This is a genomic window from Amycolatopsis sp. PSD-21 (assembly GCF_055561455.1).
Map to the genome: position 1 here is coordinate 7447023 of NZ_CM145712.1, position 25628 is coordinate 7472650.

Genomic DNA, 25628 nt, shown 5'->3' on the forward strand with positions numbered 1-25628 from the left:
TCGGTCACCGGTGCCCGCGGGCCCGGTCCAGCACTTCTTCCAGTCGCAGCGGACTCGGTGGGTGGTGGCTCAGGCACAGCGGCACCCGCATCCGGCGGAAGGCGAAGTTCTCGCCGGTGGCATAGAACTGCCCTCGTTCCAGCCGTGAGATGTTGCCCACCGAACTACTCTTCGCCTTGGCCATCTCGGTCGCGGCGGCCACCTGCGCCGGGCTGTTCAGCCTGCCGAAGAACTGCGTCGTGGCATTGCCGACCACCTGGTTGTGCACGCCCTTCGGTGCCTGGGTGGCCAGCACCAGGCCGAGCCCGTACTTGCGTGCCTGGGACGCGAGCAGGATGGTGCTCTGCGTGCTGGCCGTCAACGCCGTAGACGGTGCGATGGTCTGTGCTTCGTCCATCACGAACAGCCCGCCGAGCGGCCGGTCCACGGCCGGATGGCGTTTGATCCAGGCGAACACCTCCCACTGGAGCTGGCTGACGAAACCCTGCCGCTGCTCCTCCGAAGGCAATCCGATGAAGCTGATCACCGAGATCCGCGCCCGCTTGCCCGTCGAAGGTGTGAGCAGGACCCCCGGATCGGTCGCTTCCCCCGGCCCGCCGAGGAGCGGGTCGTTGACCACGGCCGCCCGCAGGGTTTCCGCCAGATCGGCCGCCATCGCGGTGCCGGTGCTGAGCTTGCTCACCCCCTCCGGCAGTTCGGCGAGCAGTTCGATGAACCGGTTGAGGTCCCGCTTCCCGGAACGGGCGTAGTGCGTCAGCGCCTCGCGCAGTACCGCCCGGCCGCGAACGGCCCCCTTGGTACCGTTGGCGACCCTGGCGTGCGGCACCAGCCGGGCCACGGCGGCTTCGACCGAGGCCGCGAACTCGTCGGCGTCCTCGCGGACGTCGGCGAAGTCGGGCAACGGGTGGAAGCTGAGCGGACGTCCGCCGGCACGGCCCGGTGTCCAAACCACGACCTCGGTGTTGGTCAGGTATTCCGCCGACTTGGCAACGTCCCCGGGTAGCCAATCGCCAGGCGGTTCGGGCCAGGCGTCACCAAGGCGCGCCAAGTCGTTGTTGGGGTCCAGCACGATCGCCGACACCCCGCGCAGAGCGCACTCCTCGACGATCCGGCGCAGCAGCACGGTTTTCCCGCTGCCGGACCCCGCGAACACGATGACGTGCTTGCGCAGCGACTCCAGTTCGATACGGATTTCCCCGTCGAGCCCGAGCACGAGTTCCTCGCCTGCTGGTGCGACCGGCATCGTCGGCGGGGTGGGCTTCGGCTCGACGGGGGATGGGGTGGCGAGTCTCGCCGGGGCGAGTTCCGGCGGAGGCCGTGTTTCCTGGTGGCCGCTCCTGGTCTGGGTGGGCGGAGGCAGGATGTGGCGCAGCAGCGTCCGGCCGCTGGCGGGCTTACGCGCCACCAGCCAGGTGAGTAGCCGGTGGGTCGGCGTGGCCAGCATTTCCCGGAGCGCGCTGAAGGTCCGTAGATCCTCGTCCGACATGTCGAGGCGCCGCACCCCCAGCCGCTCCAGCGCGGTGAACTCCTTGCGGGTGGTCGGCCCGGTCCAGCCGCGGTTGCCCCAGCGGATGAGCACGAGGTGCCGATCCTTGGCCCCGGCCCGGATACCCGCCGCGTCGCGGGCGTTGCGCAACCGGTGCAGCACCGTCGTGCCGTGGGCCCCGGAAATGACCCGGAAGGTCCACTGCTCCTGGATGTCCAGTGCGTCGTCGAGGAGCCGGCGCAGCCCGGCGTGCAGCCTTTTGTCGTCCGACAGCGACTCCGCCTGCCACTTCAGGTCGTCGTTGCCGACCTCGGTGATCCACGCCTTCAACCCGGCTAGCAGCAAAGGCGGAGTGACCTCATTTTCGTTGTCCCTGCTGATGTTCAGCTTGCTGAGGTCGACCTCACTCCGCAACCGGGCGAACTCCTCGTCGAGTTCGTTGAGGGACTGATCCGGCAGGATGGTCACGGGTGCGGGCTCGACCACCTTTTCGTCGAATGAACCCAGTTCCCGGATCTCACCGTGCAGGCAGGCTTCGGCGTGGGCGTGGATCCGTTTGAGCAACTGCCGCGGCGTGTAACTCGTCCAGTTCTCACCGAACGCACTGGCGGCCACGGGCCAGGTCGAGTGCGGCGCCGTGACCCCGTGCTTTTCGTAGATCACCCGAAGCCACTTCTCGACCAGCCGCTTGCCCAGTGCCGGATCCTGGATCGCGCCGAGGAACGAGGTCTGGGTGAACCGGTCGCCCACCGTGTCGCTGGCCACGTTCTTCAACCGCATCCAGGTGTTGGGCAGGCACGCCACGATGGTCAGCGTCCGCTGGGTGGATTCACGCAGCGCCATCAGGCCGTCGGAGATCAGCGCGATCTCCCGGGTCACCTCGGCGTCGGTCTCCTGGGTGTCGAGTACGTCCTGCCCCTTGTTGACCAAGGTGTCCAGCTGGTCGACCCCCACGACACATGGTCCTGTCAGGGCGAGAACGCGGGAAATGTCGCGCACGAGCACGCGCGGCGACTTGGCGCGGTGCTGCATGCCCCAGAACCGGCGGTCGTCGTTGCTGCCTTCGTGGCCTTGGAGGTACTCCAGGCCGATGTCCGCGGCGTCGGATCCGTAGAGCACCAAAGCGCGGATGGTGTCACCGCATTCCACGGCGATGCGGCCGTCAGCCCGCCTTAGGCCGTTGAGCAGTGCACGCAGGTGGTCGGGCCGCAGTTCCGCTTCGCCCACGATGGCTCGGCTGACCTCTTCGGACACCGCGGCACCGGCGCACAACTGCCGCAGCAGCACGGTGAGCTGACGCTCGCCCTCGTCGTTGGCCCGGTGCAGTTCGCTGCGCATCGCCTCGGCGATGTCATCCCAGAACGCGGCCCCGGTGGTGAGCTCGACCAGGAAGAAGTAGCCGCCCTTGCTCTGCACCATGCGGCGCACCGTGCCGAGCAGATGGGTCTTGCCCACCCCCTTCTCCCCCTGCACGGCCACGCCCACCGGACTCGGGCCGGTGCTGGCCCTGGCGTCCTCGATGCCCGCCATGATGTTGTGCTCAACCCTGGCGTGCAGGCCGTCGATATGCGAGGGCGAGGTGTGCCAAACATCGTCCGGGGTCTCGGCGGAGTTGAACCGCAGGACGGCCAAGACCTCGCGTAAGTCGTCGGTCATGATTCCTCGATCACGATGAGATGCTTGTCCTCGCCACCGACCCGGACGGCGGCGGCGTGGTCGGCATCGGTGAGCACCTTGCGGTTGGAGTCGGGGGCCAAGTGGACCGTGCCCGTCTTCGCCATTTTGACCAGCACCGCGTCCACCTCGTCCTTGTCCGCGCCGTTGAGCTTCGGCCGCAGCCGGGCCAGGCGGATCCAGTCCTGCACGCCCACCGACAGCTCGGCGTAGACGCCGCGGATGAGCGACTCCAGGTCACCGGACCGCAGCGCTTCGGCCAGCAGACCGCGCTGACGCAGGAAGGGCACCAGCCGGCGCAGCAGGTCGAGCTGCTGCCTGGCCTGCGGCCCCGAGCGGGGCGGCAATTCCGAGCGAACCAGGTCTGTCATGCACCAGTCGATCCCCGCGTCGGTGATCCGGTGCACGAACGGCCGGACGTTCGTCGAACTCTCCAGCAGTCCGGCGGCGTTCAACCGGTCGCGTTCGGCTGGACCGAGCCGGACCTTGTGATCCTTGACCAGCTCCGTGTTGAGCATGTCCCGGTTGGCCAGCACCAGCGCCAGCAGTGCGGCTCTGGCATTCGTGGAGTACTGCTCCGGCATATCGCCGCCTTTCATTCGGTGAACGCGTTGATCCGTCGATCGATCCGGCTCAGCAGTTCCCTCGTCGCGTCGAGGAGCGCGCGGGGAGCGGGCACCCCGGCGCCGTCTCCGTGGGCTCTGCCGAGGAAGTCCAGGTCCGCCGACCGGTCGAGCAGCCGGGCCAGGTCACCCTCGTCCAGCGCGGTGGCCATTCCGCGCACGGTGTCCTCGATCAGCACGAAACGTTCGGCGTAGGGCAGGGTGTCCGGCAGCGCGCGGAGGGCGTCCGCCGCGACCTGTAGCGCCTCCTGGTCCGGCCCTGCCCCGGTGGCGGTGAGCAGGTGGTGCAGCTGTCGGGCCACCCGGACGGGCCGCACGTCCGGAGTGAATTCAAGGTGGTGCAGATTACGCACGAAACCTGGCAGTTCGTCGCGGTCGATGCCGCGGGCGAGCAGGCAGAACAGTTGCCGTTGCCTGCCATCCGGCCCGAGCGTGTGCCGCAGGAACCGTTCGGACTCGGTGATCTGCCACCGGTTCAGCGGTCCCTCCACCACCAGGCACAGGTGCTGGGCCGAATCGGTGGCCTCGGCCAGGAACCCTGGGTCACCGGACAACGATCGGTCGGCGCGCACTCCGAGCAGGCGCAGTTCTTGGATCAGTTCGGCGGCGACCTTGGACTGCCGTGCACTCGACACCAGCACATCCAAGTCGAACTCACGGCACCGGTCCCGCGCCGCGGCCACATAGGCGTCGCGGTTGTCGGCCAGCACGTCGGTGCGGTCGAAGTCCTGCGCGATGACCGACGCGACCGTTTCCAGCGCGTAGGAGATCTGGTCCGCCTTGGGCACCTCCTCATCCAGGACCGGCAACTGCTCGCCGAAGCTCCAGTAGGAGACGTAGGGCACCGTGAGGTGACGCATCATCAGGCCCACAGAGACGGTTTGCGCCAGCCAGTTTCCGAACAGCGGCGCCACGGTCTCGGCGCACTTGCGCTGCCACTGCTCGGCGCGCTCGTACTCGACTCGATTGTCCAATCTGGACAGAATGGGGAGCACCGAGTGCCGGGGGCGGTCGTAGGGCAGGCGGTCACGGGCGCGGTCGGCCCGCTGGGCGACGTCCACCACGTCGTCCAGGTTCTGGTCGTTGGCGGTGAACACCACGACCAACCGGTCCGGCAGATGCGCTGTGCAGATGCCGGCGATGTCGGACACACCGGTCCGGCTGTCGAGCAGTACGAAGTCGTAGTCCTCGGTCCAGACCGCCCGGCACGCCTCCAGGTAGGCGGCGAAACCGCGCTGGTACAGCTCCTCCCAGTTCAGCTCCTGCATGCGTTTCGAATAGGAGTCGTCCAGCTTGCCGGAAACCATGCGTCCGGCGGCCAGCAGGTCGAGCCTGCCACCTTCGACGCCGACCCGGACGGCGTAGGACTCCAGATCCCGCGGGGCCACCGGTGATCCGGCACCGCGCAGGAAGTCGTGCGCGAGGTCGACGACCCCGCGTTCCGGCTGCTCGACCAGTTTCGGCCCGAAGTAGTGGTGCAGCCCGGGTGCTTCGAGATCCCAGTCCACCGTGAGCACCCGGTAACCCCAGCGCGCCAGCAGCACGGCCACGTTCGCCAGCGTGAAACTGCGGCCCACCCCGCCCTTGTACGAATAGAAGGTGAGCACGGTGCCGGTCGTCATTCGAACCTCGGCAGCGGAGGGGTCGGCAGCAGCACCGGTTCCGGTACTTCCACGAGCGGCCAGTCCGGCTGCCACGGTGGCGCCTGGGCCACCAACTGCGCCAGGTCCCGCGCCAGCTCCTTGACCTTGTGGTGGAACTTGTTGTATTCGATGCTCTGCTGGTAGCACGGATCCGGGTAGGCGACGTCCTTGAAATCCCGCCAGGCTCGCACTCTTCCCTCTTCGGGAAAATTCTCCGAGTCCCCGTACAGGATCGGGTAGATCAACCCCTGAGAAGAAACGCCGTGTCCCGCGAGTCCGAGCATCTTCTCCCTGGCCTGCATGCTGCGCATCTCTGCCATGCACCATGGTGACTCGAAGTAAGGCGGAGTGAGCAACTGAACCATGATCTTGCTGTGCTGTAATGCGTCCCGCAGATTGGACGGCCAATGCACGGCACTGGGCATCTGTCGGTCCATGTACACGTTCACACTGCCGTACTCGTCGGCGAGACTTTCACGCAGTTTGCCGTAGAAGTGATTGAGCAGCCATTTCTGCACGCTGCCGTGACGACTGTAGCTGATGAACAGATCGTACTCGTACTCGGACACGCCAACGATGATATGCGGCGGGCACCGGGCGAAAATCGACAAATAATGGAGATTACCGGGACAAGTGGCCAGTCAACTGGCCATAAAGAGGACAACGACCAAGACGCCGACAACGCGCAAGTGTCGGAGCGTGTCATTCTCGCGCAGCGGAAAACCACGGCGCGGCCCGCCCCACCTGTGTCATCCCGGGCCGACGACGCCGGCTCTTCGGGGCGACTGGACCAATCGACGGAATCCCTGATACACGAGCCCGACAGGCCCGAATCAGTCCGCCATCAGACGACACACCATGACACTGCGAGCACCCTGCGAGCAGCCAGAAGGTATTACCCGACGTCACCCGACGGGCTCGGCTTCGAGCTCCTGATGGCGCATCTTCGACCTCGTTTCCGTTTCGGAGACCCGGGGTTGCAGGGGCGAATCCCCTCACCGGGCTTGATCGACCGGACGGGTGCGCTTGTGCGCCTCCCCGGAGGCAGGCCAGGCGCAGCTCGTGCGGAACGTCCCCCACCGGTGTCGAGCCGGTAAATCCGGGCAGGAGGGCGCCACGGTCGCCGCCGCCAGTCCGAGCCTCTTCGTCAACCATCGGTGCTGGGACGCCGTTTCAGGATCTGACCTGCGCGATCACTCCGAGACTGAGACACCTAACGCCGGGCGAGGACGCGCTTGCCCAGCCAGCCCGCGTAGACGGCCAGTCCCGCGAACCCGGCCTTCCGCGTGGGGCCCGCCGCGATCGCCAGGCCGATGGCGAGTTCGGTGGCGCCGTTGCGGTAGGTCCAGTTGCGGACGTCGTCGGCGAAGGCCATCTTCGTCACGGGTTCGAAGGCCGCCGGGGCGGCGAAGTGGGCGAGTCCGGTCGCGGCGATACCGAGGCCGAGGAGCTTGGACATGGAGTGCCTTCCTTGTTCAGTCGAGGACGCCGGCGCGGCGCCAGAGCCGGCGGCTCGGGCCGCCGATGAGACCGATCTCGGTGAAGTGTTCGACGGCCTTGGCAGCCCACGCCGCCTTGGTCCGGCGCCAGTGCGGGTTCGCGGTGGCGACCTGGCGGGCTTCGCGCGGGTCCAGGCCGACAGAGGTGTATGCCTTGGGGTGCAACAATTCCGACGTCGCGACGTAGGCCATCCCGGCGATCGCCCAGCGGATCAGTTCGCGGCCGACGCGGCCGTGGCGCGCCCAGGCCCGGCTCAGTTCGTCCTTGGCGAAGCTGATGTGCCGTGCCTCTTCGATGACGTGGATGCGTGAGATCATCCGGATCATCGGCTGCAGGCTGTCGTCGCGCATCATCTCGCGTTGCATGCCGTCGGCGAGTTCTTCGACGTAGATGGCGCCGGCGAACAGCAGCGCCGGGCCGCAGATCGCGCCGAACAGCTTGCCCGCGCGGTGCGCCGAGCGGCTCGGGCGCCGGACGACGCCGCCGCTCTTCTCGATCGAGCGGGCGAACATGGTGCTGTGACGGCATTCGTCGGCGATCTCGGTGAGCGCGTACTGGGCGTTGTGCGTCGTCGGGTCGCTGTTGTAGACGTGGCGCACGAGGCCTTGCATGAGGATCAGCTCGAACCAGATACCCGACGCCGCCGCGGCCGCCGCCTCTTGGCGGCTCAGCTCGGCGCGCTGGCCTTCGTCGAGACGTTCCCAAAGTTCCGTGCCGTACAAGGAACATCGTTCCGGTGCCTTGCCGTACGCGCCGTCGACCAGCGGTGCCAGCCAGTCGACGTCGACGTCCGGGTCGTAGGACAGCCGCGCGGCGGAGCGCTGCAGGCGCTCGGCGACGCGTTCGCTCTCGGTGTTCGCGGTCATGACGACCTCCTCGAATCCTCGTGTTCGGGCAGCGGTCCGCCGCCGTCCGGGATGACCTGCCCGGAATCGCGGTAGGCCACCGCCTCGTGGAAACCATCGCGTTCGGCGAATTCGCGGAACCAGCGGCCTTCGGGGGTGTGCCGGGTGATGCCGTCGAAGAGCGTCGCGAGGGTCTGGGTGCCGGAAAGGCCCATGTTGTCGTAGGCCTGGTTGATCATCAGTTTCTGCATCACCAGCTGGTTCGTCGGCACGCCCGCCATCCGGTCGGCCAGTTCCTCGACAGCCGCTTCGAGCCGTCCGGGTTCCACCGCATCGAGCGCGAGTCCCCATTCCGCCGCGGTGGCGCCGTCGATGGTGTCGCCGGTGAGCAGCATCCGCTTCGCGCGCTGGGCGCCGACGCGATAGACCCACATCGCGGTCGTCGGGCAGCCCCACACCCGTGCGGGCGGATAGCCGATGCGCGCGTCGTTCGCCATGATCAGCACGTCGCAGGACAGCGCGATGTCGCTGCCGCCCGCGATCGCGTGGCCCTGCACCTGGCAGACGGTGGGTTTCAGCGATCGCCACAGGCTGAAGAAGTCGTCGGTGTTGCGCTTCATCACCCGGTAGTCCTTGACCGGATCCCAGACCGGGCCCTGATTCCAGCGGCCTTCGGCGTCGTCCTCGGCGAACTGTTTGAGGTCGTATCCGGCGCAGAAAGACCGGCCTTCGCCGCGCACCACGATCACCCGGACCGCGTCGTCCTCGTTCGCCAGCTCCACGGCCTGCCGGATCTCGCGCGGCATGACGTCGTTGATCGCGTTGAGCCGCTCGGGGCGGTTCAAGGTCAGGTACGCCTTCCGGTCTTCGACGCGGTACGTGAGCGTCTCAAACGCCATCGGCACCTCCCAGCGCGCGAAGGGTGAACGTGACCAGCTGCGGGATCGTGTCCGGTCCGCTTTCGCCCGCCAAGGGGCCGACCAGCATTTCCGCGCCCGCGCCGACCAGCGCCGCGGCGGTCGCTTCCGCGTCCTGCGGGGGCAGCAGTCCTCTCGTCACGCCGTCGGCGATGTTCCTGGCGATGACTTCGCGGAACGCGCGGCGGAACACCAGGCGTTCGGCCTCCACGACGGCGTCGACCGGTTCGGCCAGCAACGCGTACGCGAGTCTCGGTGCCTTCAGCGCCCGCCCGGCGAAGGTCTCGATCACGGCGACCACGCGTTCGCGGACGTCGCCTTGGGACGCGGCGGCCTCGACGGCGTCCACCTCCCGGGAGACCACCTCGCGGAAGACCTCGACGACCAGGTCGGCCTTGGACGGGAACTGCCGGTACACGCTGCCGGTGCCCACGCCCGCCCGCGCGGCGACCGCGGCCATGGAGCAGCCCGCGTACCCGGTCTCGGCCAGCAGCGCGACGGCCGCGGCCAGGATCTCGCCTCGCTGCGAGTCCAGTCTTGCCTGCGTCTTCGGGGTCCGGCGGTACGGCATGGCAAGGAGTGAAGCACGGATTCCGCTCTTCAGTCCAGCTCTTCCTGGAACAGTTCGTGATCCACCGCGGTGGCCGTCACGAAACCCATGGCGGCCGCGGTCACCACGAACGTCATGCCCGGCGGGCACGACTCCCGCCGCGCCAGGTCACCCGCGGCGAAGACACCCGGCACGCCGGTGAATCCGACGTCGTCGATCCTCACGGTGCCGTCGTCCTGGAGAACGCAGCCCAGTTCCCCGGCCAGCGGGTCGGCCTGCCGCGTGGTGACGTGCAGGAACACCGCCGCGCATTCCACCGGGTCGCCTTCGCGGAAGGTGATCCGTTCGACTTCGTCCTCGGGTCCCTCCACACTTCGCACCGGCTCGCGGCGCACGTGGACCGCACGTTCGCCCAGCAATGCCTCATCTTCGGCGGACAACGGGAAACCGTTGGCGCACAAGGTGACATCCTGGCTCCATCGGGTCAGCTGGGCGGCGAACATCGCGTCCTGCCGCCCCTCGGTGGCCAGGACGGCCAAGGGCCGGTCCCGGAATTCCCAGGCATGGCAGTAGGGGCAGCCGAGCACGCTCTTCCCCCAGCGCTCGGCCAGCCCCGCGATCCCTGGCAGGTCCTCGATCACGCCGGTGGCCAGCACGATCCGGCGCGCCTTCACCGAACGCCCGTCCTCGAACGAGACGACGAACTCGCCGCGATCGCCGTCGACGGACCGGACCCTGCCCTCGCGCAGGCGGACCTCCGGGTACTCCGCCAGCTGCTCGCGACCGGCGGCCCGCAGCGCGTCCGGATTCATCCCGTCGCAGGCCAGGAGCCCGTGTACGCCCGCGGCGGTCGAATTCCGGCCCGCGCCGCCGTCGATCACCAGCGCGCTGCGCCGGGACCGGCCGAGCACCAGCGCGGTGGTCAACCCGGCTGGTCCGGCACCGATGATCACCGCGTCATACCCGGCATCGCGCACGGCATGGCCTCTCTGTCCGGGAGTCGGGTCAGCACCCGCATACCCGGGCCGCCCGCCGGGAAACCTGCTCCCGGCGGGCGCCACGCACTCAGTTGCGGTTGATGGTGAACGTGCTCGTCGTGTTCCGGATGTCCTCGGCGTTGTCGCTCAGGGTCAGCCCGGTGAACGTCGCCGAGCCGACGGCCGGGCCCTGACCCGGTTCCGGCAGCTCGTTGACCCAGATCCCGATCCCCGACTTCGCGTCGAACTCGTCACCGCTGCGGTGCGCCCCGGTGATCGACACGTTCGTCAGCACCGTGTCCTCGACCGGGTTCTCCGGACGGTTCCCGGTGTACTTGGTCTGGAACATGATGCCGCTGTATGTCGGGCTCTGGATGTCCACATCGGACACCCGGATACCGCGGAACTCCTTGGAGGCGGAGAACATCCAGATCGCCGGGAACGTCTGCTGCCCCCAGAAATGGCCACCGGTGCGGACCAGTGACACGTTCTGGACGGTCGTCGGCTGCGGGCCGAACCCGAGGAACGGGTAGCCGAAGTCGAGCGAGCTGATCGTGATCCCGGAGTACGTCAGCGTGTCCGCGATGTAGAGGTTCCGGAAGGTGTTGCTGTACCCGCCGTAGACCGCCAGCCCGGCCGCGCGCCACGGAAGCAGCACGGTCAGGTTCTCGAACACGTTGTCGTACTGGTTGCCCGCGTTGAGGTCCGTGGCGGCGAACAGCGCGAAACTGTCGTCGCCGGTGGAGCGGGCCTCGTTGTTGGTGACCCGGTTCCCCGTGCTGCCGTTGGTGAAGTTGAGCCCGTCGGCGAACATGTCGCGGATCCGCGAGTTCTTCACCGTCGTGTTGTCCACATTGGTCGCCCACAGCAGGCACATCTGGTGCTCCACCCAGATGTCGTCGATCGTCATGTTCGTGACGTTCGTGAAGTTGAAGACCTTGCCGGGGCCGTCGATCCGGGACGTGTAGTTCCCGAACACGGCGAACCCGCCGAACGTCGAACCGCTCGCGCTCGCCTGCGCGTCGAACCCGATGTCGGTGTTCTCCTGCCCGCTCGGCGCGGTGAACCTCGTGAACCACGGCCCGGCGCCGAGCACCGTGACCGGTTTGCCGTAGACGGTGACCTTGCTCGTCATCGGATACTGCCCCGGCGGCAGGAAGACACCGGTGAGGTTCGGGTCCTGGCGGACCTTGTCCAGCGCGGCCTGCACATCCTGCTGGGTGAACCCGGCCGGGACGGCGTAGCGCGCCGGGTCGGGGTTCGCGGCCGCGGTGGCCAGCTCGAAGTTCACGAAGTCGATCGCGTAGTTCAAGCCGTTCCCGGCGTCCTTCTGCAGCTTGATCTTGTGCCCGGCGGGCACGGTCGTGCCGAGCAGCATGCTGGCCTCGTCGTAGATGTGGCGAGGGGGCCCGGCTCCCGGGGAGTTCTGCGGGGACGCTTCGGGGCCGTAAAGCCACGCGTGGCGCGAAGTCAGGTCGATGGCTTTCAGGAACGTGCCGTCGACGTAGACGTTCAGCGTCGAGTTCTGCCCGCCGCCACCCGCGGCGTCCGGCATCGAGAACCGGGTCACCAGGGTGTTCGTGGCCGCGCGCGTGGTGAATTCGACCGAGGAGCCGGTCGAATTCAGTGTCACGGCCTTGCGGCCCGACGCCTCGCCCGCGAGATCGCCGATCTTCCGGTTCGGGCCGATCACGGACGCCCCGCCGGCGACCACACCGTCTTCGGCCTCGTACATGTCGTAGGGCATGTTCGCGCCGCGGCCGACGAACAACGCCTGCGTGCTCGTGTTGTTGCCCTGTTTCGCGGGCAACTCGTTGGCGTCGTTCGCGACGACGGTCTTGACCGTGTACCGGCCGTTCCCGGCCGTCCAGGTGCCGACGTTCACCGGCGGTGCCGTGGCCCCGGCCGCGATCGCGCCGGTGTACGAGCCGGTGAGGGTCTTGACGACGGCGCCGTTCTGGTCGGTGATCGTCACCGTGACGCCGTGCGCGCCGCCGGCCGAAGCGACCGTTCCCTGGTTGCGCACCGTGGCGGAGAACGTCACGGTGTCACCCGCCGTCGGGTTGTTCGGCGACCAGGCGGTGGCCGCGACGAGGTCGGAGCTGGCCACCGGGCTGACGACGAGTGCCGTCGCACCGGTGTAGAAGTTGTTGCCCTCGTCCTGTTCGACGACGGCGTTGGCCTCGTCGACCTTCGCGGTGAGCTGGTGGCTGCCCGTCTCCCTGGTGCCGATGTCCGCCGACACCGTCGCAGACGCTCCGGCCGCGAGCGCGCCGACAGGTGCCGTGCCGACCTTCGCGGTGCCCAGGTAGAGATTCACGTTCGTCGCTCCCGAAGCCGCCGTTCCGGCGTTGCGGACAGTGGCAGACACGGTGATCGCGTCGGTCTCCACCGGGTTCCGCGGCGACCACGAAACCCCCGAGACCGTCAGGTCGGGGTTCGGCGCGGGAACACCGAAGACCTGGAACTCCGCGGCCTGTCCACCGGGGGCACCGGAGTTGGCGGTGATCCTCAGTCGGACGTCGGCGGCGCGGCCACCGGCCGGGATGGTGACGGTGTTGCCACTCGACGGGGTGAACGTGTACGTCTGCGCGGGCACCAGCGTGGTGAACGCGGCCGCGCCCTGGTCACGCCCTTCGACGGCGATCGTCTGCGTGCGCTGTGCCCACGCGGGATCCGGGTTGAGCTTGACGACGATCCGGTCGAGATCGGCGTTCGACCCGAGCGCGACGGTGAGCAGGTTCGGGTACGCCGCGCCCTCCCAATAGGTGGTCACGGAGTCGTCGTTGGCGTTGGCCGCGACGTAGGAGTGCTGCACCGAAGACGCCATGATCGGCTTGCCCAGGGCGAGGTTCGTCCCGGCGCGCGTACCGGTCCTCGTCACCGTGCCGCTGCTCGGCGACTGGTTGCCCGCCGCGTCGCGGGCGCGCACGGAATAGGCGACCGTCGCGCTGTCGGGCTGGTCGTCGGTGTAGGTCAGGACGTCCCCGGCGACGCTACCGCGAAGCTGCCCGTTGGCGTACACGTCGTAGCCCGTGACTCCGGTGTTGTCGGCCGACGCCGACCACGTGAGCCGGATCTTGCCGCTCGACGGCTCGGTGTAGGCGAGGTTCCCCGGCGCGGACGGTGGCTGCGTGTCCCCGCCCGCGGGACCGCGCACCTCGAACTCCGAGAGCTGGGCCGCGGGCCAGCCGGTGTTGGCGGTGATGTTCAGCCGCACGAACCTGGTGTTCCCCGTGACGTCGAGGGTGACCGTGTTGCCGGTCGCCGGGTCGAACCGATGGCCCGCCGACGGCACGAGGTCGCTGAAGCTCGTGCCGTTCGCGCTCCCCTGCACCGAGAAGGTCTGGGTGCGGGCTTCCCAGCCCGAGGGCAGTTTGAGCACGAGCCGGGCGATGTTCGTGGCCGCGCCGAGGTCGGCCTGGATCCACTGTGGGAACTGGTTGTTCGTGCTTTCCCAGTAGGTGGCCTGGTTGCCGTCCCCGACGTTCGAAACGGCGTAGCCGGCCAGCTGGCTGCTGGCGGTGTAGGTCGCGTCGGCGGCTTCGGCGGCGGCTGATGCCGGGGCGTCGTTCGCCGCGCTGGCGGGTGGAGTGAGGAGAAGGGACAGGGCGGCGAACACCACCGCGCACGTCAGTGGGCGCTTCGTTCTCATGACATTCCTCTGTTCCGGGAGGGGACTGAGCGGAATCTTCCTGACTCTTGTCATGTTTTTGCGCTGAAATGTCCAAGAATTACAGCCCACCGAGCGCCGCAAGTCAACGCCCGGCCATAAATCGGGTGACCGGCCGGAAACCCGCTGCTAACGTCCGGCCCGACCAGGTGCTTCCCCGGAAAGAAGGAGAACGGCGTGCGCCGAGCTGTCGAGTCCCCGAGCCGTATGGACCTTTCGACAGCCCTGGAGCCGTTCATCCATGGAGTACCTGAACCTGGGAATCCTCGCCCATGTCGACGCCGGTAAGACGAGCCTGACGGAGCGCCTGCTCCATCACACCGGTGCCATCCGCACCCTCGGCCGCGTCGACGCCGGGAACACCCACACCGACACGATGGAACTGGAACGCCGCCGCGGGATCACGATCCGCTCGGCCGTCGTGGCCTTCCGCGTCGGTGACCTGCGCGTCAACCTGATCGACACGCCCGGCCACCCGGACTTCATCGCCGAGGTCGAACGCGCGCTGCGAGTGCTCGACGGTGTCGTTCTGGTCGTTTCCGCCGTCGAGGGAGTGCAGGCGCAGACCCGCGTGCTCATGCGCGCGCTCTCCCGCCTGCGGATCCCCGTGCTGATCTTCGTCAACAAGGTCGACCGGGCGGGCGCCCGCCACGAGGGACTCCTCACCGACCTCGCCGAACGTCTCGGTGTCGCCTGCGTGCCGATGTCCGAAGTCGACGGCATCGGCACGGGTAACGCGAAAGTCCGGCCGTCCTCCCTGCCGGCGGCGACGGCCGAACGGCTGGCCGAGCACAGCGATGCCTTCCTCGCCGCGTATCTCGAAGACACGGTGACGGCCGAGGACTGTCGGGCCGAACTCGTCCGGCAGACCCGGCTCGGTCTCGTCTCCCCCGTCTTCTTCGGCTCCGCGCGCGGTGGCGCGGGCATCGCCGAACTGACCTCCGGTATCCGCGAATTCCTTGCCGGAGCGATGAAACCGGTGCCGGACGACCGGTTGCGTGCCACCGTGTTCAAGATCGAACGCGGCCGCGCGCACGAGAAGATCGCCTACGTCCGGGTGTTCTCCGGCGAGATCGGCGCGCGGGACCACGTCCGATTCCATCGGCGGGGACCTGGCGGGACGGTCACGAAGGAGGCGAAGGTCAGCGCGGTGCACGTCTTCGAACTCGGCGACGAGACCGTCGAGGGCCGGGCGCGGGCCGGTCGGATCGCCAAGGTCACCGGGCTCAAGGAGATCCGGATCGGCGACCTCGTCGGTGTTCCCGACGGCGAGGACGGCGCCGCACGGTTTCCGCCGCCCGCCTTGGAAACCGTGGTCGGTCCAGCCACGCCCGCGGTGTTCGCGGCCTTGCAGGAGCTGGCGGAACAGGATCCGCTGATCACCGTCCGGCAGGACGACGAGACCCGCCGGATCTCGGTGCGGCTCTACGGCGAGGTGCAGAAGGAGATCATCGCGGAGACGCTCGCCGCTCAGCACGGCCTCGACGTCACGTTCAGCCTCACCCGGCCGGTCCGCGTCGAGCGGCCGGTCGGCACCGGGCATTCGGTGTGGTTCATCACGGAGAAACGGAACCCGTACTTCGCGACGCTCGGGCTTCGAGTCGGCCCCGGCGCACCCGGTTCCGGCCTGACCTTCGGCCTCGAGGTCGAACTCGGCTCCCTCCCGCTCGCCTTCCACAAGGCCATCGAGGAGACCGTCGACGCGACACTGCGGAGCGGCCCGTCCGGCCGGGAGGTCGTCGACTGTGTGGTGACCGTCACCCACACCGGCTACTTCAGCCCGGTCAGCGCGGCGGGTGACTTTCGCAAGATCACCCCGTTCGTGCTGGCAGAGGCCCTCCGGGAGGCGGGAACGGAGGTACTCGAACCGGTCAGCCGGATCGAGGTGGAACTGCCCGCCGACACGGTGACCGCGACGCTCTCCCGGCTCGTCGAACACGGCGGCACCGTCACCGGCTCGGTGACACAGGGCGACCGGGCCGAGCTGACGGGTGTGCTACCCACGGGCGAGGTCGCCCGGTTCGAACAGCGGTTGCCCGGGCTCACCCGCGGCGAGGGCCTGATGAGCACCGAACCGGCGGGTCACCGGCCACGGGTTAGCCCGAATCGGTCAATGCCCGGCTAGCCGGAACGAGTACGTTCTTGGTGGTCGGCGAAATCCGCCGTCCGAGGGAAAGGGCCACGATGGATCAGTTTCGCGACACCGCTTCGGCGTTGCGGGAGCTCACCGAGTCGATGCGGCTCGACGAGCCCCGCGACGAGTTGCTGGAACGGGTGGCGAAGAAGGTGATCGGCCTGCTGCCGGGCGCGGACGCGGCCACGGTGACGCTGTACTCCGACGGCGAACCGAGCACCGTCGCCGCCACCGACGAGTCCGTGCTCCCCCTGGACAAGGCGCAGTACAGCGCCGACGAGGGGCCCTGCCTCAAGGCCGCCGAGAGCGGGACGATCGTCCGGACGCTGCTGGACGCCGACGCGGCCGCGCGCTGGCCGGACTTCACGACCACCGCCGAGCTGCTCGGCGTGCGGACCGCGCTGGCCTGCCCGTTGTTCGTCCCCGACGAGTCTCACTTCAAGCGGCGGGAGACCGAGCCGCTGACCGGCGCGCTCAATGTCTGGAGCTTCACGGAAAACGCCTTCGACCCGGTCGAGGCGGCCCTGGTCGCGATGTTCACCTCGGCGATCTCGGCGATCATCCTGACCGCGTCCCGCTGGGCCGCCGCCGAACGACAGGCGGAGACCCTGGTCGCCGCGCTGGAGACCAGGGACGCCATCGCCACCGCGAAGGGGATCGTGATGGCGCGTCTGGAGCTGAACGCCGAGGAAGCCTTCCGCTGGCTCACCGAGGCGTCACAGCACACGAACCGCAAGATCCGGGAGATCTCGGTGCTGATCGCGGAAGACCCGGGAGCGGTTTTCGGCCGTTAGGACAGCGAAACCCGGCGGTTCTCGCGCGAGGACTCCAGGCCGGCTTCCGCGAGCCGGATGCCGCGCACGCCAGCCATGAAGTCGTAGGGATGCGGCGCGTCCTCCACGACGTGGCGGACGAACTGCTCCCACTGGGCGCGGAAACCGTTGCCGAAGTCCTCGTTGTCCGGCACTTCCTGCCACTGCGAACGGTACGACCGTGTCTCGGCGAGGTCCGGGTTCCACACCGGCTTCGGCGTGGCCTCCCTCGGCTGGATGACGCATTTGTGCAGGCCCGCGACGGCGCTGCCCTTGGTGCCGTCGACCTGGAACTCGACCAGTTCGTCGCGGTGGACCCGCACGCACCAGGACGAGTTGAGCTGGGCGATGATCCCGCCTTCGAGCTCGAAGATCGCGTACGCGGAGTCGTCGGCCGTCGCGGCGTACCGGTCGCCCTTCTCGTCGACGCGCTCCGGGATATGCGTGACGGCCTTCGCGGTCACGGCGTTGACGGCGCCGAAGAGGTTCTCCAGCACGTAGTTCCAGTGGCAGAACATGTCGACGACGATGCCGCCACCGTCTTCGGCGCGGTAGTTCCAGCTGGGACGCTGCGCCGCCTGCCAGTCGCCCTCGAAGACCCAGTAGCCGAATTCGCCGCGCACCGACAGCACCTGGCCGAAGAAGCCGCTGTCCATCAGGCGCTTCAGCTTGAGCAGGCCGGGCAGGTACAGCTTGTCGTGGACGACGCCGTTCTTGACCCCGGCCGCTTCGGCGTGCCGTGCCAGCGCGAGCGCGCCTTCGACCGACTCCGCCACCGGCTTCTCGGTGTAGATGTGCTTTCCGGCGTCGATGGCACGGACAATCGACTTCTCGCGGACCGCGGTCAGCTGCGCGTCGAAGTAGAGCGGGAGGTCGTCGTCGCCGAGCGCGGCGTCGAGGTCGGTGGTCCAGCGGGTCAGGCCGTGCCGGGTGGCGATCTCTTCGAGCTTGTCCGCGTTGCGCCCCACCAGGACCGGCTCCAGCTGGACCCGCGAACCGTCGGCCAGCTCGACCCCGCCGGCCTCCCTGATCGCCAGGACCGAGCGCACCAGGTGCTGCCGATAGCCCATCCGCCCGGTGACGCCGTTCATCACGACGCCGAGTTTCCGCGTGGTCATCCGTTCTCCTTTGAAAGCGCTTTCCTGCCCACATCCTGAAAGCGCTTTCTCACCCTGTCAAGGCCGTTGCGAGGAAAGTCCCTCCGGCTCAGGAAGCCGGGTCGTAGGCGCGGACCGCGTCGAGGTACTCGGTGATGGCGTCCCGGTTGCGGAGCAGGCATTCGGCGCGCCGGGTCATCCGGTCGCGTTCGGCCTCCAGGGTTTCGAGCATCTCCGGGGTCGCGTCCGGGAAGTAGATCTGCCGGGGTTTGTCCAGGCACGGCAGGATCTGCTTGATGATCCTGGTCGGCAGCCCGGCGTCGAGCAGGCCGCGGACCTGGATCACCCGGTCGACCGACGATTCGGCGTAGTCGCGGTAGCCGTTGGGCAGCCGCTCCGAGACGATGAGACCCTGCTCCTCGTAGTACCGCAGCAGCCGGCGCGACGTGCCCGTCCGCTCCGACAACTCCCCGATCCGCATGTGCGCCACCTCACCCCGGCCGACTTGACCTTCACATCTATGTGATGGTTCGAGCATACGGAGCATGACTGCGAAACTCCCACTCGGCGCGCTGCTCGCGCTGACCACGGCGGCGTTCGTCACCGTCCTCACCGAAGCCCTGCCCGCGGGGGTGCTGCCCGCGATGAGCGCCGGGCTCGGCGTCAGCGAAGCGGCGACCGGGCAACTGGTGACGGTGTACGCGATCGGCACCGCGCTGACCGCGATTCCCCTGTCCGCGGCGACCGCGGGCTGGCGCCGCAAACGCCTGCTCCTGACCGGAGTCGCCGGGTTCGCCGTCGCCAACACGGTCACGGCGCTGTCCACGAACTATCCCCTGACCCTCGGCGCGCGGTTCGTCGCCGGGATCGCGGCGGGCGTGGTCTGGGCGCTGCTGGCCGGGTACGCCCGGCGGCTGGCGCCGGAACCGGTGCGGGGCAAGGCGATCGCCGTCGTGATGACCGGTATCCCGCTCGCGCTCTCGCTCGGCATCCCGGCAGGCACCTTCCTCGGCGGCCTCTTCGGCTGGCAGGTGACGTTCTCGCTCATGTCGGCGCTCGCGCTCGGCCTGCTCGGCTGGATCGCGCTGGCCGTCCCCGACTTCCCCGGGCAGGACAAGGGCGGCAGGCTCCCGGTGCGCGGGACGCTCGCCGTGCCCGGCGTCGCCGCGGTCCTGTTCGTGACGCTGACGTTCGTGCTGGCGCACAACATCCTCTACACCTACATCGCCACCTTCCTCGAACACGTGTCGATGGGCGGCTCGGTGGATCGGATCCTGCTGGTGTTCGGCCTGGCGTCGATGGTCAGCATCTGGCTCGTGGGTCTCTTCATCGACCGGCGGCTGCGTCCGCTGACCGTCGCCGGGACCCTTCTCGTAGCGCTCGGAGCGACGATTTTGGCGCTGCTGGGCGAAAATCCGGCACTGGTCTACGTCGCCGTGACCCTGTGGGGGCTCGGCTGGGGCGGGATCCCGACGCTGCTGCAGACCGCCGCCGCACAGGCCGGCGACAAGGGCGGCGCGGCGGATATCGCGCAGGCCATGCTGGTCACCCTGTGGAACGCGGCGATGGCGGGCGGCGGGATCGCCGGCGGCGTCCTCCTCGACGGCTTCGGCGCGGAGTCGTTCCCCTGGAGTGTCCTGGTGCTGCTCGTGCCGACGCTGGCCGTGGTGCTGGCGGCGCGGCGGCACGGGTTCACAGCGGCAGTTCCGGATGACTCCGGATCGCCTCGAGAACCAGGTCGACCGCGGCGCGAGGCGCGGACCCGCGCCTGATCGCCGCGGTGATGGACCGGTCGACCGGCGTCGCGAGCTCACGGGTGGCGACGCGGTAGCGCCGGTCGACGGCGAGGCCGGGCAGGAGCGCGATCGAAAGCCCGGCCTCGACGTGCTGCAAGGTCATCATGTAGTTGCTGAACCGGGCGATCACGCGCGGCTCGAAACCGGCTTCACGGCAGAGCCGGGTGGCGAGATTGGCCATGTACGACTGGGGGACGTCGAACGCCCAGGGCTCGCTCGCGTAGGCGGCGAGGTCGGCGGGCCCGCGGCCCGCTGCCGGATGTCCGGGCGGGACGACCAGCACGATCGGGTCGGTCGCGAGCGGCACCAGGTCGATGTCGGACCCCAGCGGCTGCTCGACGAAGTCCGTGGTGGTGACGATGACGTCGGCGTCGCCGACGCGGAGCGCGGGCATGCTCACATGCGGTTCGAGTTCGAGGAGTTCGATCTGCAGGCGCGGATGCGTGCGCGCCAGCCGGTTCACCGCCGGGACGGCGATGGTGTGGATCGCGCTCTGGAAGGCGCCGAGACGGACGAGGCCAGCCGGGCCCTCACCGAGGCCGCGCAACTCGGCCTCGACGGTGTCCATGTGGTCGAGGATCTCCCTCGCGCGGCGGGCCAGCATCCGCCCGGCCGGGGTCAGCCGGACGCGGCGGCCGGTGCGCTCCAGCAGCCGCGTGCGCGTCTCGGCCTCGAGGACCGCGAGCTGCTGGGACACGCTCGACGCGCTCAGGTTGGCCGCTTTCGCGACCGCGCGGACGGTGCCGAGCGTGTCCAGCCTGCTCAGCAGGCTGAGCCTCCAGGGGTTGAGCATGGGGCCATTGTTGTACGGATCGGCCGAACAGCACAGCCGGAATCGTGAGCTGGACGTGTCGCTCGAAGGCGACTTACCGTCGGGACATGGCTGCTCCGATCACCGACCTGTCCACCGCCGACCGTTTCTGGGCCGACGCCGACCGGCACCTCGTGCGCTACGCCGGGGCCGGCGATTTCACCCGCGAGATCATCGACCACGCCGCCGGGAGCTACCTGTTCACCGAATCCGGGCGGCGGATCCTCGACTTCACTTCGGGACAGATGAGCGCGATCCTCGGGCACTCGCATCCCGAGATCGTCGAGACCGTCCGACGGCAGATCGGCTCGCTCGACCATCTGTTCAGCGGGATGCTGAGCCGCCCCGTCGTCGACCTCGCGCGTCGGCTGGCCGAGACCTTGCCGTCACCGCTGGAAAAGGCGCTGCTGCTGACCACCGGGGCGGAGTCGAACGAGGCCGCGATCCGGATGGCGAAACTCGTCACCGGGAAACACGAGATCGTGTCGTTCGCCCGGTCGTGGCACGGGATGACGCAAGCGGCCGCGAACGCGACCTACAGCGCGGGCCGGAAGGGCTACGGACCGACCGCGCCCGGCAACTTCGCCATTCCCGCGCCGAACTCCTACCGGCCGGATTTCCTTACTCCGGAAGGAGAACTGGACTGGAAACGGCAGCTGGACTTCGGGTTCGAGATGATCGACGCCCAGTCCGTCGGCAGCCTCGCGGCGTGCATCGTCGAACCGGTCCTCAGCTCGGGCGGGATCATCGAGCCGCCGGTGGGTTACTTCGCCGCCCTCCAGGAGAAGTGCCGCGAACGCGGGATGCTGCTGATCCTCGACGAGGCGCAGACCGGCTTGTGCCGCACGGGGAACTGGTACGCCTTCGAACGCGACGGCGTCGTCCCCGACATCCTCACGCTGTCCAAGACGCTGGGTGCCGGCCTCCCGCTCGCGGCGGTGATCACGAGCGCCGAGATCGAGCAGGAAGCGCACGACCGCGGCTACCTGTTCTTCACCACGCACGTCGCGGACCCGCTGGTGGCGGCCGTCGGGAACACCGTGCTCGACGTCCTCACCCGCGACCGGCTCGACGAACGCGCCACCGAACTGGGTGCCTTCCTCCGCCGGGGCCTCGACGACCTCGCCGCGCGTCATCCCGTCGTCGGCGACATCCGCGGGCGGGGCCTGCTGGTCGGCGTGGAACTCGTCGTCGACAGGGCCACGAAACGCAGCTCCGACGAACTGGGCGCGCTGGTCACGCGGCGGTGCCTCGAACTGGGGCTGCACATGAACATCGTGCAGTTGCCGGGGATGGGCGGGGTCTTCCGGATCGCTCCCCCGCTGACCGCGACCGAGGACGAACTGGCGGAAGGGCTGGGCGTGCTGGATCAGGCCATCGGGGAAGCAAGCACGTAGAGGCAAGTCGGTCGTGGGGCGCGCTGGTCGTGAGTGGCGTTTCGGGTTCTAACCCGAAACGCCACTCACGACCCACTGAACTCACGAAGCAACCGAGCGACCTCGCCCGGCCGCTCCAGGAACGGCGAGTGCCCGGCGTCCTCCACGACCTCCACGCGGGCGCCTGCCGCCGAGTACCGCGCGAAAGTCTTGTCACAGTCGTAAAACCGGTCCCGTCGCCCGAGAATCACCAGGCACGGCAACCCCAAGGCCGCCAGTTGCGCATCGAGAGGACGAAACGCGAGCAGCCGCGCCCGTTCCACGAGGACCACCCGGGCCATCGCGGGCGCGGTGACGGCGTGATCGGCCAAGTCCTGCAAGGGATCGCCGAACCAGCCGCCTCGGCGGAACCGGGAAGCGAACCGCACCCACGGCCGATGAGCCACGAGCCGCACGAGCGCGCTGACCATCGGCAACAACACCGAACTGCCCGGCGGAAAAGACGCGTAGCTGTAGTCCGGCGCCTGTCCGATCAGGACCAGGGAACCGATTCGCGGGGAGACCGCGGCCAGCGCCAAGGCGACGTCCGCACCGAAGGAGTGACCGGCGACCAGGACGTCCTCGACGCCCAGCGCATCGAGGACACCGGCCACCATGCGCGCCTGCGACGCCGCGTCCAAACCCGCGGAACCACCGGTGCACCCGTGTCCCAGCAGATCCACCCGGATCACGTGATGGGTCGCGGCCAGGCCGAGCGTGAGCCGGTCGAACCAGTGGACCGACCCGCAATACCCGTGCAGCAACAACACCGGCGGCCCGGAACCGTCCTGCCGGACGTGGACGGCGACACCGTTCACGTCGAGGAGGTCACCGATGGGGAGGCGAGGCACATCCCCAAACTAACTCAGACCTGCGCGCTCTCCCTGCTGCGGGACAACAGGAACGCCGCGATCCCGGCGGGGAAGAACATGAGCACGCCGTAGACCCCGGCGGGTACGGCCATCGCCTTGTCGCCGAGCACGGAATACGCCACCGCGATCGCGAGCGTGGCGTTGTGGACGCCGATCTCCATGGCGGACGCGATCGACTGCCCGCGGTCCACCCGGAACAACCGGGGCACGTAGTACCCGATCGCGAGGCTGAGCACGGAAAGCGCCAGCGCCACCGGCCCGAGCGTCCAGATGTTGTCCGCCAGGGTCCGGAATTCCTGCGCGATCGCCGCCGCGATCACCAGGACGAGCACCACGGCCGAGCCGATCTTGACCGGTTTGCGCATCCGCTCGGCCCAGCCGGTGAACCGCGCCCGCACCGCCATCCCGATCACGACCGGGATCAGCACGATCGCGAACACCTGCACGAACTTCGCGGGCTGGAGCCCGACCGAGGCGCCGCCGTCGAGGAACTGGGCCATCGACAGGCCGACCACCAGCGGCAGGGTGAACACGGCGAGTACCGAGTTGATCGCCGTGAGCGTGACGTTGAGGGCGACGTCGCCACCGGCGAGGTGGCTGAACAGGTTCGCCGACGTCCCGCCCGGCGAGGCGACGAGCAGCATCATGCCGACCGCGAGCACGCCTTCGAGACCGAAGAGGACGATGAGGCCGACGCAGACCACGGGCAGCACGATCATCTGGCACACCAGCGCGATGACGGCGGCCTTCGGGTACTTCAGCACCCGCGTGAAGTCGCCGACGGTCAGGGTCAGGCCAAGCCCGAACATGACCAGTGCCAGCGCTACCGGCAGGAGGATGGAAAACATCGCCGAACCCATCGAGGGGCCTCCGTCCGATATGCCCTTTTCAGATCGGCAATCGTGTCAAGCGGCGTGACCGGGGTCAAGGCACCGACACCCAGCCGTGACCCCGCCCGATCGGCCTCGTAAGAGTTCGGTAACCGCCCGAACCGGGCGATCCGGACGGTTCGCACGGTTGAATGTCCCCATGAAACGCAAGCGGGTGCTCGCCGTGGTGGCGGTCGGACTGGTGGTGGCGGTGGCCGCGGGCCTCTACTGGTTCCAGCCGTGGAAGCTCTGGGTGAACGAAACGGTCCAGGAGGCCGCGCCCGTGGTCGCCCAGCCCACGGCTCAGCTCTCCGAAAGTGCCACGCCCGTCCCGAAAGAGCCCTCGGTCGTGGCCACCGGCACCTTGATCAGCCACGAGCACACGACCAGTGGCGACGTCCGGATCCTGCGCGCGGCCGATGGATCGCTGGTGCTGCGCCTGGAGAATCTCGACACGAGCAACGGACCGGATCTGCGGGTCTGGCTCACCGACGCGCCGGTCATCCCCGGCAAGGGCGGCTGGTTCGTGTTCGACGACGGCGCGTACGTGAGCGCCGGGAAACTCAAGGGCAACAAGGGAAGCCAGAACTACACGCTGCCCGCCGGCACCGATCTGGCCCGCTATTCGAGCGTGACCATCTGGTGCGAACGGTTCAGCGTCTCCTTCGGCGCGGCCGCGCTTACCAAGGTCTGACAGCCAGGCGAAGCCTGTCCGTTGAGGGTGGCGGCGGGGCGGGGTCCGGGTTAGGCGAGGCGGTCCACGGCGTACTCCATCTCCGCGCGGACGGCACGCAGATCGATCCCGCCGGGATCGATGATCGAGGCCACGGCGATCCCGCGCAGCTGCCCCACCAGCGCCGCCGCGTACGCGTCGGGGTCGCGGACGCCGGTGATGGAGCCGTCCGCGATCCCGGCGGCGACGGTCTGCGCGATGGCGAACCGGTACCGGCGATCGGCCTCGGTCATCGCCGACCGCACCGCGGGATCGCCGACGGTCGCGTCCGTCCAGAGCACCACGAACGCCCGGTTCAGCGGCGGCATGTCGGTGAGCAGCTCGAAGAAGATGTCCAGCAGGGCGCGCAGCATGTCCATCGGGCTCGGCGTCAGCCCGCCGGTCCGGGTGGCGACGGCGGCGCTGAAGACGTCGGCGAACTTCTCCGCGGCGAACTCGACGAGCCGCTGCACCAGCGTCTCCTTCGAGCCGAACAACTGGTAGACGACGCCGCTGGGATAACCGGTCCTGGCGCAGATCATGCCGATCTTGAGCCGGGCGAAACCGGCCTCGCCGATCAGGCGGGCGGCGGTGTCGAGAATCCGGGTCCGTGCGATCTCCTGGTCACGCTCGACCTGGTGCTCCTCCGCAGACGAGTCCACGGCGCGATCCTCCCATGACTTCCGGTTCGTCACCTGTCGACGCGGCGTTACGATCCGGACATGAGGATCGCCTTCGCCGCCGACGACCGGAACGCCACCACGGACGCCGTCCAGGCGTATCTCACCGAGGCGGGCCATGAGGTCTTCCGCCCCGCGACGTCGGACGTCTGGCCGGAGCTCGGCGCGGCGGTGGGCAGGGCGGTCGCGGACGGCGAGGCCGATTTCGGCGTGGTGATGTGCTGGACCGGGACGGGCACGGCCATCGCGGCCAACAAGGTCCCCGGGGTCCGCGCCGCACTGGCCTGGGACACCTGGATCGCGGCGGGCGCGCGCAAATGGAACGACGCCAATGTGCTGGCGCTGAGCCTGAAACGGCTGGCCCCCGACGTGGCCGTGGAAATCACCGACGTCTTCCTTTCCGGTGTCCTCCCCGACCCCGACGAATCGGCGAATATCGCCCGGCTCGGCGAGATGGACGAATTCCGCCGTTGACCGGCACCGAACCAGTGAACGGTTAACGCTGTCGAACGTATTAGGCCGTTCGCAGGAAAATCACCACT

The 25628-nt window shown here is 68.7% G+C and carries 22 protein-coding genes; 6 read left to right on the forward strand and 16 right to left on the reverse strand.

The window, feature by feature from the left end; translation table 11 throughout:
• Positions 1–4: 4 nt before the first annotated feature.
• The 10 genes from ACZ1DY_RS34910 to ACZ1DY_RS34955 form a co-directional block, all read right to left on the reverse strand.
• A complete protein-coding gene (locus tag ACZ1DY_RS34910) occupies positions 5–3142 on the reverse strand; it encodes a helicase HerA domain-containing protein (RefSeq protein ID WP_465482239.1) in 3138 nt (1045 codons plus the stop codon).
• Positions 3139–3744: a hypothetical protein gene (locus ACZ1DY_RS34915; protein WP_126732784.1), complete on the reverse strand. Its 606-nt coding sequence runs from the start codon at positions 3742–3744 to the stop codon at positions 3139–3141. Before ACZ1DY_RS34915 ends, ACZ1DY_RS34910 begins: the two co-directional genes overlap by 4 nt.
• A gap of 11 nt (positions 3745–3755) precedes the next feature.
• Entirely contained in the window at positions 3756–5405 is a 1650-nt protein-coding gene (locus ACZ1DY_RS34920; protein ID WP_465482240.1) for a KGGVGR-motif variant AAA ATPase, read from the reverse strand.
• Positions 5402–5995 (reverse strand): TIR domain-containing protein, encoded by a 594-nt coding sequence (locus ACZ1DY_RS34925; RefSeq protein WP_465482241.1) that lies wholly within the window; start codon positions 5993–5995, stop codon positions 5402–5404. The genes ACZ1DY_RS34920 and ACZ1DY_RS34925 overlap by 4 nt, the downstream gene beginning before the upstream one ends.
• A gap of 644 nt (positions 5996–6639) precedes the next feature.
• On the reverse strand, positions 6640–6885 hold the full coding sequence (locus tag ACZ1DY_RS34930; RefSeq protein ID WP_378442710.1) for a hypothetical protein: 246 nt from the start codon (positions 6883–6885) through the stop codon (positions 6640–6642).
• A 16-nt stretch (positions 6886–6901) separates the two neighbouring features.
• Positions 6902–7792 carry an AurF N-oxygenase family protein gene (locus tag ACZ1DY_RS34935; protein WP_126732780.1) on the reverse strand — a complete coding sequence of 297 codons (891 nt, stop codon included), beginning with the start codon at positions 7790–7792 and terminating at the stop codon, positions 6902–6904.
• On the reverse strand, positions 7789–8670 hold the full coding sequence (locus tag ACZ1DY_RS34940; RefSeq protein WP_257484697.1) for a crotonase/enoyl-CoA hydratase family protein: 882 nt from the start codon (positions 8668–8670) through the stop codon (positions 7789–7791). Before ACZ1DY_RS34940 ends, ACZ1DY_RS34935 begins: the two co-directional genes overlap by 4 nt.
• Complete coding sequence (locus ACZ1DY_RS34945) at positions 8660–9259, reverse strand: TetR/AcrR family transcriptional regulator (RefSeq protein WP_465482242.1); 600 nt, start codon at positions 9257–9259, stop codon at positions 8660–8662. The genes ACZ1DY_RS34940 and ACZ1DY_RS34945 overlap by 11 nt, the downstream gene beginning before the upstream one ends.
• Before the next feature lie 29 nt (positions 9260–9288).
• Positions 9289–10215 (reverse strand): NAD(P)/FAD-dependent oxidoreductase, encoded by a 927-nt coding sequence (locus tag ACZ1DY_RS34950; RefSeq protein WP_465482243.1) that lies wholly within the window; start codon positions 10213–10215, stop codon positions 9289–9291.
• 88 nt (positions 10216–10303) lie between these two features.
• Positions 10304–13870 carry a discoidin domain-containing protein gene (locus ACZ1DY_RS34955; RefSeq protein ID WP_465482244.1) on the reverse strand — a complete coding sequence of 1189 codons (3567 nt, stop codon included), beginning with the start codon at positions 13868–13870 and terminating at the stop codon, positions 10304–10306.
• A 259-nt stretch (positions 13871–14129) separates the two neighbouring features.
• On the opposite strand from ACZ1DY_RS34955, the gene ACZ1DY_RS34960 reads away from it, so the two are divergent.
• Positions 14130–16013 carry a GTP-binding protein gene (locus ACZ1DY_RS34960; RefSeq protein ID WP_465482245.1) on the forward strand — a complete coding sequence of 628 codons (1884 nt, stop codon included), beginning with the start codon at positions 14130–14132 and terminating at the stop codon, positions 16011–16013.
• 59 nt (positions 16014–16072) lie between these two features.
• The gene (locus ACZ1DY_RS34965) at positions 16073–16816 is read left to right on the forward strand and encodes a GAF and ANTAR domain-containing protein (protein ID WP_465482246.1); all 744 of its coding nucleotides are present in this window, start codon (positions 16073–16075) and stop codon (positions 16814–16816) included.
• On the opposite strand, the gene ACZ1DY_RS34970 is transcribed toward ACZ1DY_RS34965, so the two are convergent.
• Together ACZ1DY_RS34970 and ACZ1DY_RS34975 are read right to left on the reverse strand one after the other, a co-directional pair.
• Positions 16813–17952, reverse strand: a complete 1140-nt coding sequence (locus ACZ1DY_RS34970) for a Gfo/Idh/MocA family protein (RefSeq protein ID WP_257484692.1) — start codon at positions 17950–17952, stop codon at positions 16813–16815. The two genes, ACZ1DY_RS34965 and ACZ1DY_RS34970, sit on opposite strands and share 4 nt — an antisense overlap.
• An 88-nt stretch (positions 17953–18040) precedes the next feature.
• A complete protein-coding gene (locus tag ACZ1DY_RS34975) occupies positions 18041–18412 on the reverse strand; it encodes a MerR family transcriptional regulator (RefSeq protein WP_192743113.1) in 372 nt (123 codons plus the stop codon).
• Between the two features lie 64 nt (positions 18413–18476).
• Here ACZ1DY_RS34975 and ACZ1DY_RS34980 point away from each other — a divergent pair, with 64 nt between their 5' ends.
• The gene (locus ACZ1DY_RS34980; protein WP_257484691.1) at positions 18477–19703 is read left to right on the forward strand and encodes an MFS transporter; all 1227 of its coding nucleotides are present in this window, start codon (positions 18477–18479) and stop codon (positions 19701–19703) included.
• Here the strand turns inward: ACZ1DY_RS34980 and ACZ1DY_RS34985 are convergent.
• On the reverse strand, positions 19624–20520 hold the full coding sequence (locus ACZ1DY_RS34985) for a LysR family transcriptional regulator (protein WP_465482247.1): 897 nt from the start codon (positions 20518–20520) through the stop codon (positions 19624–19626). The genes ACZ1DY_RS34980 and ACZ1DY_RS34985 overlap by 80 nt on opposite strands.
• An 86-nt stretch (positions 20521–20606) precedes the next feature.
• Between ACZ1DY_RS34985 and ACZ1DY_RS34990 the strand changes: the two genes are divergently transcribed.
• Complete coding sequence (locus ACZ1DY_RS34990; protein ID WP_465482248.1) at positions 20607–21935, forward strand: aspartate aminotransferase family protein; 1329 nt, start codon at positions 20607–20609, stop codon at positions 21933–21935.
• 65 nt (positions 21936–22000) lie between these two features.
• On the opposite strand, the gene ACZ1DY_RS34995 is transcribed toward ACZ1DY_RS34990, so the two are convergent.
• On the reverse strand, positions 22001–22804 hold the full coding sequence (locus ACZ1DY_RS34995) for an alpha/beta fold hydrolase (protein WP_465482249.1): 804 nt from the start codon (positions 22802–22804) through the stop codon (positions 22001–22003).
• Positions 22805–22818: 14 nt separating this feature from the next.
• Entirely contained in the window at positions 22819–23673 is an 855-nt protein-coding gene (locus ACZ1DY_RS35000) for a bile acid:sodium symporter family protein (RefSeq protein ID WP_257484687.1), read from the reverse strand.
• Positions 23674–23854: 181 nt separating this feature from the next.
• Between ACZ1DY_RS35000 and ACZ1DY_RS35005 the strand changes: the two genes are divergently transcribed.
• Positions 23855–24388, forward strand: a complete 534-nt coding sequence (locus tag ACZ1DY_RS35005) for a DM13 domain-containing protein (RefSeq protein ID WP_257484686.1) — start codon at positions 23855–23857, stop codon at positions 24386–24388.
• A 50-nt stretch (positions 24389–24438) separates the two neighbouring features.
• Here the strand turns inward: ACZ1DY_RS35005 and ACZ1DY_RS35010 are convergent, their stop codons facing one another.
• Complete coding sequence (locus ACZ1DY_RS35010) at positions 24439–25068, reverse strand: TetR/AcrR family transcriptional regulator (protein WP_257484685.1); 630 nt, start codon at positions 25066–25068, stop codon at positions 24439–24441.
• A gap of 60 nt (positions 25069–25128) precedes the next feature.
• Here ACZ1DY_RS35010 and ACZ1DY_RS35015 point away from each other — a divergent pair, with 60 nt between their 5' ends.
• Positions 25129–25560 (forward strand): RpiB/LacA/LacB family sugar-phosphate isomerase, encoded by a 432-nt coding sequence (locus ACZ1DY_RS35015; protein ID WP_465482250.1) that lies wholly within the window; start codon positions 25129–25131, stop codon positions 25558–25560.
• Positions 25561–25628: the final 68 nt, after the last annotated feature.

What these genes read in the sequence shown, in the direction of transcription:
- ACZ1DY_RS34910 (WP_465482239.1), bottom strand. Translation starts at nt 3,142, where the DNA reads ATGACCGACGACTTACGCGAGGTCTTGGCCGTCCTGCGGTTCAACTCC.
- ACZ1DY_RS34915 (WP_126732784.1), bottom strand. Translation starts at nt 3,744, where the DNA reads ATGCCGGAGCAGTACTCCACGAATGCCAGAGCCGCACTGCTGGCGCTG.
- ACZ1DY_RS34920 (WP_465482240.1), bottom strand. Translation starts at nt 5,405, where the DNA reads ATGACGACCGGCACCGTGCTCACCTTCTATTCGTACAAGGGCGGGGTG.
- ACZ1DY_RS34930 (WP_378442710.1), bottom strand. Translation starts at nt 6,885, where the DNA reads ATGTCCAAGCTCCTCGGCCTCGGTATCGCCGCGACCGGACTCGCCCAC.
- ACZ1DY_RS34935 (WP_126732780.1), bottom strand. Translation starts at nt 7,792, where the DNA reads ATGACCGCGAACACCGAGAGCGAACGCGTCGCCGAGCGCCTGCAGCGC.
- ACZ1DY_RS34940 (WP_257484697.1), bottom strand. Translation starts at nt 8,670, where the DNA reads ATGGCGTTTGAGACGCTCACGTACCGCGTCGAAGACCGGAAGGCGTAC.
- ACZ1DY_RS34945 (WP_465482242.1), bottom strand. Translation starts at nt 9,259, where the DNA reads ATGCCGTACCGCCGGACCCCGAAGACGCAGGCAAGACTGGACTCGCAG.
- ACZ1DY_RS34955 (WP_465482244.1), bottom strand. Translation starts at nt 13,870, where the DNA reads ATGAGAACGAAGCGCCCACTGACGTGCGCGGTGGTGTTCGCCGCCCTG.
- ACZ1DY_RS34960 (WP_465482245.1), top strand. Translation starts at nt 14,130, where the DNA reads ATGGAGTACCTGAACCTGGGAATCCTCGCCCATGTCGACGCCGGTAAG.
- ACZ1DY_RS34965 (WP_465482246.1), top strand. Translation starts at nt 16,073, where the DNA reads ATGGATCAGTTTCGCGACACCGCTTCGGCGTTGCGGGAGCTCACCGAG.
- ACZ1DY_RS34970 (WP_257484692.1), bottom strand. Translation starts at nt 17,952, where the DNA reads ATGACCACGCGGAAACTCGGCGTCGTGATGAACGGCGTCACCGGGCGG.
- ACZ1DY_RS34975 (WP_192743113.1), bottom strand. Translation starts at nt 18,412, where the DNA reads ATGCGGATCGGGGAGTTGTCGGAGCGGACGGGCACGTCGCGCCGGCTG.
- ACZ1DY_RS34980 (WP_257484691.1), top strand. Translation starts at nt 18,477, where the DNA reads ATGACTGCGAAACTCCCACTCGGCGCGCTGCTCGCGCTGACCACGGCG.
- ACZ1DY_RS34985 (WP_465482247.1), bottom strand. Translation starts at nt 20,520, where the DNA reads ATGCTCAACCCCTGGAGGCTCAGCCTGCTGAGCAGGCTGGACACGCTC.
- ACZ1DY_RS34990 (WP_465482248.1), top strand. Translation starts at nt 20,607, where the DNA reads ATGGCTGCTCCGATCACCGACCTGTCCACCGCCGACCGTTTCTGGGCC.
- ACZ1DY_RS35000 (WP_257484687.1), bottom strand. Translation starts at nt 23,673, where the DNA reads ATGTTTTCCATCCTCCTGCCGGTAGCGCTGGCACTGGTCATGTTCGGG.
- ACZ1DY_RS35005 (WP_257484686.1), top strand. Translation starts at nt 23,855, where the DNA reads ATGAAACGCAAGCGGGTGCTCGCCGTGGTGGCGGTCGGACTGGTGGTG.
- ACZ1DY_RS35015 (WP_465482250.1), top strand. Translation starts at nt 25,129, where the DNA reads ATGAGGATCGCCTTCGCCGCCGACGACCGGAACGCCACCACGGACGCC.